The 10,892-nt window shown below is 70.6% G+C and carries 10 protein-coding genes; 7 read left to right on the top strand and 3 right to left on the bottom strand.

Going from position 1 to position 10,892, the window contains the following annotated elements:
* On the top strand, positions 1-668 hold a 668-nt coding region (locus D7X74_RS33755; RefSeq protein WP_233595929.1), incomplete at its 5' end, for a 2OG-Fe(II) oxygenase.
* A complete protein-coding gene (locus D7X74_RS33750) occupies positions 665-1,333 on the top strand; it encodes an SRPBCC domain-containing protein (protein WP_120537117.1) in 669 nt (222 codons plus the stop codon). The genes D7X74_RS33755 and D7X74_RS33750, both read left to right, overlap by 4 nt.
* Positions 1,334-1,348: 15 nt before the next feature.
* Here the strand turns inward: D7X74_RS33750 and D7X74_RS33745 are convergent, their stop codons facing one another.
* Positions 1,349-3,247, bottom strand: coding sequence for a hypothetical protein (locus tag D7X74_RS33745; RefSeq protein WP_120537116.1), 1,899 nt, complete (start codon positions 3,245-3,247; stop codon positions 1,349-1,351).
* A 160-nt stretch (positions 3,248-3,407) separates the two neighbouring features.
* Here D7X74_RS33745 and D7X74_RS33740 point away from each other — a divergent pair, with 160 nt between their 5' ends.
* Together D7X74_RS33740 and D7X74_RS33735 are read left to right on the top strand one after the other, a co-directional pair.
* On the top strand, positions 3,408-3,881 hold the full coding sequence (locus tag D7X74_RS33740) for a MarR family winged helix-turn-helix transcriptional regulator (protein ID WP_120537115.1): 474 nt from the start codon (positions 3,408-3,410) through the stop codon (positions 3,879-3,881).
* Positions 3,871-4,578: a VOC family protein gene (locus D7X74_RS33735; protein ID WP_120537114.1), complete on the top strand. Its 708-nt coding sequence runs from the start codon at positions 3,871-3,873 to the stop codon at positions 4,576-4,578. Before D7X74_RS33740 ends, D7X74_RS33735 begins: the two co-directional genes overlap by 11 nt.
* Before the next feature lie 8 nt (positions 4,579-4,586).
* On the opposite strand, the gene D7X74_RS33730 is transcribed toward D7X74_RS33735, so the two are convergent.
* Positions 4,587-6,194, bottom strand: coding sequence for a Na+/H+ antiporter (locus tag D7X74_RS33730; protein WP_120537113.1), 1,608 nt, complete (start codon positions 6,192-6,194; stop codon positions 4,587-4,589).
* Positions 6,195-6,488: 294 nt separating this feature from the next.
* Between D7X74_RS33730 and D7X74_RS33725 the strand changes: the two genes are divergently transcribed.
* Positions 6,489-7,391: a dimethylarginine dimethylaminohydrolase family protein gene (locus tag D7X74_RS33725; RefSeq protein WP_233602374.1), complete on the top strand. Its 903-nt coding sequence runs from the start codon at positions 6,489-6,491 to the stop codon at positions 7,389-7,391.
* On the top strand, positions 7,381-8,172 hold the full coding sequence (locus D7X74_RS33720; RefSeq protein WP_120537112.1) for a hypothetical protein: 792 nt from the start codon (positions 7,381-7,383) through the stop codon (positions 8,170-8,172). Before D7X74_RS33725 ends, D7X74_RS33720 begins: the two co-directional genes overlap by 11 nt.
* On the opposite strand, the gene D7X74_RS33715 is transcribed toward D7X74_RS33720, so the two are convergent.
* Entirely contained in the window at positions 8,169-8,825 is a 657-nt protein-coding gene (locus tag D7X74_RS33715) for an MBL fold metallo-hydrolase (RefSeq protein ID WP_199741957.1), read from the bottom strand. The two genes, D7X74_RS33720 and D7X74_RS33715, sit on opposite strands and share 4 nt — an antisense overlap.
* A 129-nt stretch (positions 8,826-8,954) precedes the next feature.
* Between D7X74_RS33715 and D7X74_RS33710 the strand changes: the two genes are divergently transcribed.
* Entirely contained in the window at positions 8,955-10,823 is a 1,869-nt protein-coding gene (locus tag D7X74_RS33710; protein ID WP_120537110.1) for a lipase maturation factor family protein, read from the top strand.
* Positions 10,824-10,892: the final 69 nt, after the last annotated feature.

Genomic DNA, 10,892 nt, shown 5'->3' with positions numbered 1-10,892 from the left:
GGGTAGACTCCGGGGCCATGCGCTTCCAGCCACCGTGGGGTGGGGCCTTCCGGCTCGACACCTTCTTCCACCGCACTCCCGAGGCCCTGCCCGAGGAGACGACGGCGTCCATCCGCTCGGCCATCCTGGGCTCGTCGCTCCTGGGGGAGTCGAACCTGTCGGGGCAGTTCTCCGGCACCTACGGCTTCTCGCTGACGTTCCGCCGGGAGGCCCTGCCGGACGTGACGCGGCGCTTTCCGGCGTTCGCGCCGTACCTGGCGAAGACGCTGCTGTCGGAGTGCAACGCCTTCCTGCTCAATCCCCTGTTGGTGGGACAGGGCCGTGGGGTCGCGGCGCACATCGACCGGAGTCTTGAATTCTACGGTCCCAGTATCGGATGCCCGGTGGCGGTGAGCGTGCTGTATGTCCAGGTTCCGAAGGAACTCCGGGGCGGGGCGCTGCGGCTGTACCACCGGGGAGGTCGGGTGGCGGAGGTGACGCCCCTGGAGCGCGCGCTGGTGATGTTCCGGGGTGACCTGTTGCATGAGGTGGAGGCCATCTCCTCCGGCGCGAAGGGGCTGGAGGACTCGCGGATCAGCCTGGTGGTGGAGCAGTACCGGGCGCCGGAAGCGGAGCTGGCGCGCGTGCCCCGGTTCGAGCTGCGCACGCGCTCGGGGGTGCAGGCGTGAGCGACCTGGAGCTGGAGCTGGATTGGAAGCTGCCGGTGCCGCCGGAGGCGGTGTTCCCCGCGTTCGAGCAGCCCTCGCTCATCCGCCGCTGGTTCGGCGCGCCCCCGGGCTGTCACCGCACGCACGCGCCGGATCCAGGCGCCCTGGGCCAGCCCTACCGGGTGGTGCTGCGGGACGCCCTGGGTCGTTCGTTCGCGCAGGTGGGCTGCGTCGTGGAGGCGGAGCCACCGAAGTCGTTGGCGCTTGAAATGGATTGGGAGGGCGGGCCGGTGCCGTCAGGACGCACCCGGGCGGAGCTGGCCTTCCACCCCACCAATGATGGAGGCACGCGGGTCCAGGTGCGCCAGGGTCCGTTCGCGGAAGCCGCGGCCCGCGACGCGCACCGGGCCTACTGGGAGGTGTGCCTGGGGCGGCTCGGGCGCGTGGTGGCGGGCGAGGCGGTGCCGTGCTTCGAGGAGTTCTGGGAGGAGTCGCGCGGCTTCGTGGGGCTGCTGGGCGTGGCGGCGTACGCGGTGCTGGCGGGCCTGCGCGAGGCGGGCGCGCCCCCGGAGGCGGTGTCCCAGGTGGAGGACGTGCTCTACACGCACCTCACCCGGCTGCGCGAGGACACCGCGGAGGTGCTGGGCGCGGTGCTCCAGTCGCGGGTGGAGGGCGGCGCGAGCTGACGGTGCGCGCGGTGGCTACGGCTGGCAGGGCGTCTGGTTGTCATTGCCGAGGATGCTGAGCTCGAAGGGCGAACCGGAGTAGGCGCGGTCCGCCAGCTGCTGCACGCGGCAGGTGGGCAGCAGGGGGTTGTTCTCCACGGAGAACCCCTGCTCCACCGCGAGCAGCGACTCCAGGCCCAGGCCGGTGAGGCTGGGGTTGTCCGTGAGCTTGAGGAACTGGAGGTAGCGCAGCTCGTTGAGCCGGGACAGCTCCTGCAGGTCCCGGTTGTAGCGGACCGACAGGCGCTCCATCCGCAGCAGGGGCCCGAAGCCGCCCAGGTCGGTGAGCATGGGGTTCAACTCCACGGTGAGGCTGAAGATGGCTTCGAGGGACTCCAGGTCCGTCACCCGCTGAAGGCGGGCGTTGTTGCGCAGGGTGAACGACTCCGACACGGTCCGCAGCGACGACATGCCGCCCGCGGACTCCAGCGCGGCGTTGTCACCGATGAGCACCGAGCCCGCGCGGATGAGATTGGGGAGGAAGCCCGTCATCGTCTGGAGCTTCGCGTTCCGGGCCACGGTGATGGAGTTGGCGGAGATGAGGGTGTCGAACCCCGCCAGCGACGTCAGCGCGCCGTTGGAGAAGATGTCGAGGTGTTCGACGGTGCGCAGCCCGGGCAGTCCCGCCAGGGATTCCAGCGCCGCGTTCTGGGACAGCGACAGGCCTTCGGCGGAGGCGAGCGCGGGAAGGCTGAACGTGCGCAGCTTCGGGTTGCGCTGCACGGCGAGTCCCCCGGGGAGGCTGGTGACGTAGGGGAACGTGAACGTCTCCAGCAGGGCGTTCTCCGAAACGCCCAGTTCATTCCGGGGCGTCAGCGCGCGCAGTCCGTCGAGGGAGGCGAGCTGGGGATTGCCACGCACCGACAGGTTCCGGTCCACGTGGACCTGCGACCCGGCCGCGTCACCGAGCGCCGCCGTGGCGAGCACCGCGTTGTCATTCAGCGCGACGTCCCGGGCGAAGCGCAGGCCGGGCAGGGCGACGTGGGTGAGCAGCGCGTTGGACTCGATGCCCAGGGAGCCCTGGACGACGGACAGCTCCGGCAGGGTGAGCCCCGTCAGCGTCTCACTGGTGAAGCGCAGGTCTCCCGTGACACGGGTGACGCCCTGGAGGACCGCGAGGTCCGCCGCGTCCGCCACCACGTAGGTGCCCTCGTAGACGCGCGTGGACTGGCACACGGTGAGGATGACGGCGGGCTCCGTGTCGGCATCCCGCTGGCCATTGCCGTTGAGGTCGCCGTAGGCGTCCACCCGGGTGCCGGGGCGCCCGCAGCGTCCTCCGGCCGGCTCGGGCTGGAGCTGGAACTGGAGCCGGGGGGTGTCCACCTCGCAGAAGGGATGGGAGGCCTGGACCTCCGAGGGGTCGAGCACGCCGTTGCCGTCCGCGTCCTCGCCGGCCTCCAGCACCGTCGCGATGGAGGGACAGAGGACGTGGGTCGCCACCGGACGGACGCGCGCGCGCACGGGCACGGCGCCCTGGCAGGTGTGGACCTCGCGGGTGACTTCCTCGTCGTCCAGCGTGCCGTTGCCGTTCGTGTCGAGCCCCGCCTGGGTCACCTGTCCGCCGTCCGGGCACGGGGTGCCGGGGTCCAGCTTCAGCGTCCGCACCACCACCTGCGCGGGCGTGGGCTCGAAGGTGGGGGCCTTGGCGCAGGCGTACTGGGTGAGCGTGACTTCGTCCGCCCCCAGCTCGCCGTCCTCGTTCAAGTCCAACCCCGTCTGGAGGGCCTGGCCCCCGTACGGGCACGCGGCGCCCGGCGGCTCGGGGAGGATTCGCGAGCGGGCCAGTTGGCCCGGGGAGAGCACGGTGAGGTCGAGCGGCGTGCAGCCTCCCGCGAAGAGGCAGAGGGCCACCCAGGTGCTCCATGTCCGCCGCATGCGTCGCATCTCCTGAAGGTCCGGGTCGCTCGCAACGCCGCGACGATACCGGGCCCGGTTCCTTTCATACGGGAGGTGGGGGCCTTCCGGGTCGTCGGGCTCCCCGACAGGCGGGTAGCAAGGATTGACAGGCTCCTGTCGAATTGACAGGTTCCTGCCCATGTCGCCACTGCCCAGGGACGCCGCCGCCTTCACCGACCTCATCTTGGAAGTGTTCCAGTTGAACGGGCTGCTGCTCCAGGCCGGGGACCGGCTGAGCGCTCCGGCGGGGCTGACGAGTGCGCGCTGGCAGGTGCTGGGTGTCATCGACCACGGGCCCGCCACGGTGGCGGCGGTGGCGCGCACCATGGGCCTTGCCCGGCAGAGCGTGCAGCAGACGGCGGATGCGCTCGCGAGCGACGGCTTCGTCACGTACGTGGAGAACCCCCATCACCAGCGCGCGAAGCTGCTCTCGCTGACGGCGGCGGGACGGCGCGCCCTGCGCAAGGTGGAGGCCGCGCATGCCGCGTGGGCGAACCGGCTGGGGGCGAGCCTCGCTCCGGGGCTCCTGTCCGCGGCGGTCGAAGGTGTTCGCGAAGCGCGCCTGCGGCTCGAGAAGGACCTCACCCCGGAGGACGGTGCCCATGAAACATGACGCCTGTATTCCATTGCTCCCGTGCGTCGCCATTGAGCCGACGCTGACGTTCTACGGACTGTTGGGTTTCGAGGTGACGTACCAGCAGCGCAACCCGAACCCCTACGCGGCCACCCGGCGCGGCGGTGCCCACCTGCACTTCTTCGGGCTGAAGGGGTTGGATCCCCAGACGGCCTTCAGCAGTTGTCTGGTCATCGTGGAGGAGGTGGAGGCGCTGCACGCGACCTTCGCGGAGGCGCTGCGAAAGGCCTACGGCCGGATTCCCCTCAAGGGCCTGCCGCGCGTGACGCGCATGAAGAAGGGGCAGACGCGCTTCACCGTCGTCGACCCGTCGGGCAACTCGGTCATGTTCATCCGGCGCGACGAACCCGGCGGCCATGGAGAGGAAGAGGCGAGGCCGGTGTCGCTCCTCGGCAAGGCGCTGAAGACGGCCCGCCGTCTGCGGGACTTCAAGAACGACGACGTCGCGGCGGCGAAGGTCCTGGATGTCGCGCTGAGGAAGGCGGACGCCGGCACGGTGGAGGAGCGCGGCCGGGCGCTCGCGGCACGGGCGGAGCTGGCCGTGGCCCTGGGGGATGTGCCCCGTGCCCGGGAATTGGCGCGGGACATCGATGCACTCGCGCTTCCGGCGTCAGCGCGTGAGGCGCTCCGGGCGGAGCTGGACGCCATCGAACAGCTCGCCCGGACGCAGCGGTAGCGGGCCGCTCAGGACGCCAGGGCTTCCGGACTGGCGTGGGCGTCCTCCATGGGGACGTGGGCCTCCGCGTCCTTGGTCTTCGCGATGCGCTCATCCAGCTCCGCGCACAGGTGTTCGAAGACCTCCTTGTTGAGCGTGCCCTTCTGGTAGGCGTCGAAGAGAGCGTCCTTCTCCACGATGAGGACGCGGCGGGCGGCCTCCTGGTGCTCCTCCTCGTGGAAGCGCGTGGACTGCTGCTTGAGCGCGGCGAGCTCCTGCTCCACCGCCGCGGCCTTCTCCTGGTACTCGCGCTCCATGGGCTCCAGCACGTCCACGGGGATTTCGCGCGAGCGGCGCATGGCCTCCAGCGACGCGATGGCGGCGTGGATGGCGCCCAGCCGGCCGCGGGCCAGCTCATACTTCTCCTGGTAGATGTCCTTGATGCCGGTGATGCCCAGGCGCTTGAGGAGCGGGGCGACGGTGAGGCCCTGGAAGATGATGGAGAGCACCACCACGCCGAACGTCATGTTCACCAGCATCTCGCGGTGGGCGAAGTCCTCCGGAAGACCGAGCACCAGCACCATGGACACCGCGCCCCTGAGGCCACTCCAGGTGAGCACCGCGCTCCAACTCCACGGAAGCCGCTCCGACGTGAAGCGCAACAGGCCGGACACGCCGTAGACGACCACCGCGCGGCCCACGACCACCGCGCCGTACGCCAGCAGGATGGGCTGCCACGACGCCAAGAGCGACGTGAGCTGCACCTCCAGGCCGATGAGCAGGAACACCACCGAGTTGAGCGCGAACGCCAGGTACTCCCAGAAGCTCTCCACCGCGACGCGCGTGGTGGGGCTCATGCTCAGCCGTGCCGCCCAGTTGCCACACAGCATGCCGGCCACCACCGTCGCGATGACGCCCGAGTAGTGGAAGTGTTCGGCCACCACGAACGAACCGTAGGCCGCGATCATCGTGAGGGTGATTTCCACCATCGCGTCGTCCACGCGCTGCATGACCTGCGCGACCACGAAGCCCACCGCCGCGCCAATGACGACGCCCATGCCGGCGATCTTGATGAAGTCCCAGGTCGCCCCGCCCACGGTGAACTTCTCCCCGTTGGCCACGCTCACGACAAGCATGAACAGCACCACGGCGGTGCCGTCATTGAGCAGGCTTTCGCCCTCCACCAGGATGGCCAGTCGCTTGGGCGCGCCCAGCGCCTTGAACAGGCCCACCACCGCGATGGGGTCCGTGGACACGATGAGCGACGCGAACACCATCGCGTGGATGAGGCCGAAGCCCTCCAGGTAGTTCATCCCCTTCATCGCCGGCGACAGCAGCAGCGCCGTGAGTCCCATGGACGCCACCACGCCGGGAATCGCCAGCGAGGTGATGGTCAGCTTGTTCTTCCAGAACTTGCGGAAGTCGACGTGGAAGGCCGCCTCGAACAGCAGGCCCGGCAGCAACACGGCGAACAGCAGTTCCTTCGTCAGGTGCGGCGGTTCGAAGATGTGCACCACGCCCAGGCCGAGGCCCGCCAGCACCAGCGCCACCGTGTACGGAAACTTGAAGTAGCGCGCCGCGATCGCCACCGCGGTCGCGATGGAGAACAGCAGCACGAAGGCTGATTCGAAGTGCATGAAGCCCCAACCCGTTTGTGCTCAAAAAGGGGTGCACCCTATCGCGTGCGCGGGGCGGGTGAGGAGCCCCCACGGGTGAAAAACGAGAGGGCGGCCGAGCGGGCCACGGGGTCATCCGCACCCTGGACACGCGACGGGCTGGCGCATGGGCTTGAAGGGATGTGCCTCCCGCGTGGATCCGCCGCACGGGCCTCCCCGTGCACTGTGGGCCGCTGGACGGCCGGGCGTCGGATGGCCGGACGTCGCGTCGAGGATGCGTTGTGACGCCCCCGTGCGAGGACTAGAAGCGAAGGGATGATGGACCTCTTCCTGATGTCTCCCCCGGGGCGGGGCTGGGCCCTGCGCGGCCGGGCGAACTTCCGCAGCCGCGAGGCCGCTCCCGCGGATGCACGCGGCGCGAGGCGGGAATGGCTGACGTTGGCGCGGCACATCGAAGCGCGCGGAGGCACGGTGGTGGCGCTGCCTTCGCCCTCGGACGTGCTGACGGGCATGCCCTACTCGGCCGAGTGCGGTCAGGTGGTGGCCCGCGAAGGGCAGGCCCCGCTGTTCCTCCTGCCCCGGATGATGAGCGCGCACCGCTTCGCTGAGAGCGAGCACTGGGCGCCGCTGGCCCGGCGCATGGGGATGGAGGTGGTGGAGCCGGGCCCGGGCGTCTGGGAGGCGCACGGCGACGTGGCGACGTTCGACGGCGTGACGCTGCTGTTCTGGGGCGGGCGCACCACGCTGGAGGGACTGGAGGCCGCGGAGCCCCACTTCCCCGGCGAGCTGCTGCGCGTGCAGGTGCGCGAGCCCGCGTTCCACGGGAACATGGCGGTGCTGCCCCTGCCGGCGGTGGACCGGCTGCTGGTGTGCCCGGACGTGATGGCGCCGGAGTCGGTGGCGCTCCTGGAGCAGCGCTTCGGCGCGGACCGGCTGGTGCGGGTGACGGAGGCGGACATCCGCCGCTATGCGACCAACGGACTGCCCCTGGGCAGGGACCTGCTCGCGCCCACGGTGATGCCGCCGCACGTGGTGGACCTGTTGCAGGGGCTGGGCATGCGCGTGGTGCCCATGCCGATGCCAGAGTTGACGGAGAAGGGCGGCGGCTCCTCGCGGTGTCTGGTATCGCGCGCCACGGTGGACGCAAGCCGCGTCCAGCTCCCCGCCGAGTACCGGTTGGACGCGGTGGCGAAGGACATCGAAGCCGATGGCGGGTGAGCTCGCGCCGCTGGCCCAGGCGTTCTTCGCCGCGAACCCGGAGCTGTCGTTGCAGGCGCTGGGCTCCGGCGTGCACGTCCCGTCGCTGGACCTGGCGCCCGCCGGCATCCCGGTGACGCACCTGCTGGCGGAGCACAACGCGGAGCTGGCGCGGCAGTACCTCACGCTCAACCAGCTCGCCTTCGGTGGCATCGGCGTGCCGCGTTGGGTGCTGTCGGACCTGTACCTGTTGCCCGGGGCCATTGGATTGCTGCGCTGTCCCGCGCGGCTGTTGAAGGCGCCCGCGCGCGAACGGTTGCTGCTGGCGGATGAGGAGCTGGCCATTGGCGCGGCCTGCTACGTGGCGCCGTCGCTGACGCCGGGGCTCTTCGTGGGCGTGTCGCTGTTCAGCTTCCTGCCGGGGCGGGGTGCCTCGTCATGGGTGAAGACGCTCACGCTGGGCATGGTGCGCGCGAAGCGGCTGCGCGGCGTCACCCAGTGGGACAATCCCGCGGTGCGGGTGCACACGCGGCTGGGGCCCATGCGGCTCGTGGGGCGCGTGCCCGGCGGACACGACTACGACGAGCGCACCTTCGTCTATGAGACCGACCTGGGCGACGAGGCCCGCGTCGCGCAGGCCATGGCACGCGGCGAGGAGCAGGCTCCCGCCACGCGCATCCCCGTCACGGACCTGGTGGCGCTGGGCTCACTTCTGGACCGCGCGGAAGCGGGGGCCCGGTTGGAGCTGGTGCCTCCCGGGCAGGACGCGGGCCACGTGCTGGTGCGCGAGCTGCACGGTTAGGCCGGAGCCGGAGCGCTCGGGTATTCGTCGTCCTGGTCCAGGGCCTTGCGCAGGGCGCTGGCGCCGTCGGTGACGATGGGCGCGCCGTGCGCGAAGCAGACGGTCTGGATGGGCAGGTGGTCCAGGATGCGCTGGATGCTGGCGCGGGTGCGCATGGGCTCATCCTGGTATTCGCCCGGGACGAACTTCGGCGTGCCCTTGCCCTCGCGCGACAGCAGGTCGGAGATGAAGACGACCGCGTGCGGGCTCTTCTGCAGCCAGAGCGTGTACATGGACTCGGTGGGGCCGGGCGTCTGGAAGGTGTTGATGCCGCCGGGCAGCGTGTGGCCGGCCACGTATTCGAAGTCTGGCTTTTCCTCCAGGCCCTGGGCGCCTTCCGGAGCCCAGACGGGAATGCCGAACGCCTTGCGCATGCGCCACGCGGAGCGCTGGTGGTTGCCCGCGGTGATGACGATGGCTTCAAGGTTGCCCAGCTCGCGCAGGGCCTTCTCGTCGATGGGCAACGGGTCGATGAGGGTGACGGTGCCGTCGTCATCCACCACCGCGTACGCGTCGCTGCGACCGCCGCCGATCCGGTCGTCCTTGACCGTCCAGTGATGCACTCCCGGGACGACCTCGACCGTCTTCCTCGCCTGGGCCTTGGGCTCGCTCATGCGGCCAAATCTAGGCACCGGCGCCGGGATGACACGGGCGCCCGCTCCTCTGCCTGCCAGCCCTTCCAGCAGCCCCTTCGCATCGTCCGTGCCGCACTCACCTTTGTCCTGGCGCCAGGGAGGAACGCGATGCGACCGCTCGTGCTGTTCGATGGGGATTGTGGCTTCTGCAAGCGCTGGGTGGAGCGCTGGCGCGGTGATACGGAAGGCCGCGTGCGCTTCGTCCGCGCCAGCGGGTGGCTGCTCACGCTGCTGGGCATCCCGAAGAAGGACATGCGCCGGGCGATGCAACTCGTGGAGCCCTCGGGGCGCCGCTCGTCCGGAGCGGAGGCGGTCTTCCGGATGCTCGTCTGGTCGCCTCACGCGGGGACGCGCTTCGCCGCGCGGCTGGGGCTCCTGCCCGGCATCAAGCAGGGCGCGGGCGCGGTGTATTCGCTCATCGCGCGCCACCGGCGTCGCGCGTCGCGCCTGGACACGTGGTTGTTCAGCCGGGTGACGGAACCCGCCAGTCACCGGCTGGTGCGGTGGGCCTTCCTGCGCCTCTTGGGAGGCACCTTCCTCATCGCCTTCACGTCGCTGGGGCGCCAGATGCTGGGCCTCTATGGCGACAAGGGCATCCGTCCCATCCGCGAGGTGGCGAAGTCCGAGCGTTGGGCCGCGCAGGGCAAATGGCGGCGGCCGTCGGTGTTCTGGCTGGATGCGTCCGACGCGGCGCTGGTGCGGGGATGTCGCGCGGGGCAGGCGTTGTCGCTGGCGCTGATCCTCAACGTGGCCCCGGCGCTGAGCGCGAAGGCGCTGTGGGCGCTGTACCTGTCGTATGTGTCCCTGGGGCGCGAGTTCCTGTCGTTCCAGTGGGACGTGCTGCTGTTGGAGATGGGGGTGCTGGGCGCGCTCACCGCGCCGGCAGGCCTGCGGCCCGGACTGGGGAAGCGGGACGTGTCGGCGGTGGAGGTGTTCCTCTTCCGGATGCTCGTGTTCCGGCTCTACTTCGGCTCGGGGGTGAGCAAGTTCCACTCGGGGGACCGGACGTGGCGTGAGCTGCGCGCGTGCGACGTGTACTTCGAGACCGCGCCCCTGCCCACGCGGGGCGGCTGGGTCGCGCACCAGCTTCCACGTGCAGTGCGCCACGCGGGCACCGCAGGGGTGCTGGCGGTGGAGACGGCGGTGCCCTTCCTCTCCTTCGGACCCCGGCGCGTGCGGCAGGTCGCCTTCGCCACCCTCGCGGCGTTGCAGGCGGCCATCATCACCACGGGCAACTACGGCTTCTTCAACTTCCAGTCGCTGGCCCTGGGGCTGTGGCTGCTGGACGACGCGGCCCTGCGGCGCGTGCTTCCCGAACGCCTGTGGCGGGACGCCGGGCCCGCGCGGCGGCCGTCGGTTTTGAGCACGGCGGTGTCCTCGGTCGCGGCGGTGCCGTTCCTGGCGCTCGGCACCACGGAGCTGCTGCGACGGATGGGGTGGTGGCCGCGCGGTCCGGCGCGCGTGGTGGAGGCGGTGGGGTGGCTGGAGGACCGGGCGCATCCGCTGCACTCGGTGAACTCCTATGGCCTGTTCGCGGTGATGACGGTGGACCGGCCGGAGATCACCGTGGAGGGCTCGGACGACGGCGAGCACTGGGTGGAGTATCCCTTCCGCTACAAGACCGCGGCGGTGGACCGGCCACCGCGTCAGGTGGCGCCCCACCAGCCCCGGCTGGACTGGCAGATGTGGTTCGCGGCGCTGGGCGGGCCGCCTTCATGGTTCCTGTCCCTGCTGGAGCGGCTGCTGGAGGGCTCGCCGGAGGTCCTGGGGCTGTTCGCGGCCAATCCCTTTCCGGACCATCCACCCCGTCTGGTGCGCGCGGTGCTCCATGACTACCGGATGACGTCCCGCGAGGAGCGTCAGCGCACCGGGGCCTGGTGGAAGCGGGAGCCGCGGGGGCTGTATGTGTCACCCCTGACCCTCACGCCCTTCACGACGCGTACGGTAGGGGGACCCCGACTGTCCTGGCATGTCTAGGAATGACGCACGGTGCGCGATGGGCCCACACGTGAAACGGGTGCTGCGCGGGGTGGGCAATCCCAATCG

Origin of the sequence: Corallococcus sp. CA047B (assembly GCF_003612065.1) — a bacterium.
In the GTDB taxonomy this organism is placed as follows: domain Bacteria; phylum Myxococcota; class Myxococcia; order Myxococcales; family Myxococcaceae; genus Corallococcus; species Corallococcus praedator.
The sequence above is the reverse complement of the archived record's forward strand: the minus strand, read 5'-3'. Positions and strand labels throughout refer to the sequence as shown.

Excerpts from the sequence above, each read along its gene's own strand:
- D7X74_RS33735 (WP_120537114.1), top strand. The coding sequence starts at position 3,871 with ATGAAACATGACGCCTGTATTCCATTGCTCCCGTGCGTCGCCATTGAG.
- D7X74_RS33725 (WP_233602374.1), top strand. The coding sequence starts at position 6,489 with ATGATGGACCTCTTCCTGATGTCTCCCCCGGGGCGGGGCTGGGCCCTG.
- D7X74_RS33745 (WP_120537116.1), bottom strand. The coding sequence starts at position 3,247 with ATGCGGCGGACATGGAGCACCTGGGTGGCCCTCTGCCTCTTCGCGGGA.
- D7X74_RS33710 (WP_120537110.1), top strand. The coding sequence starts at position 8,955 with ATGCGACCGCTCGTGCTGTTCGATGGGGATTGTGGCTTCTGCAAGCGC.
- D7X74_RS33715 (WP_199741957.1), bottom strand. The coding sequence starts at position 8,825 with ATGAGCGAGCCCAAGGCCCAGGCGAGGAAGACGGTCGAGGTCGTCCCG.
- D7X74_RS33730 (WP_120537113.1), bottom strand. The coding sequence starts at position 6,194 with ATGCACTTCGAATCAGCCTTCGTGCTGCTGTTCTCCATCGCGACCGCG.
- D7X74_RS33740 (WP_120537115.1), top strand. The coding sequence starts at position 3,408 with ATGTCGCCACTGCCCAGGGACGCCGCCGCCTTCACCGACCTCATCTTG.
- D7X74_RS33720 (WP_120537112.1), top strand. The coding sequence starts at position 7,381 with ATGGCGGGTGAGCTCGCGCCGCTGGCCCAGGCGTTCTTCGCCGCGAAC.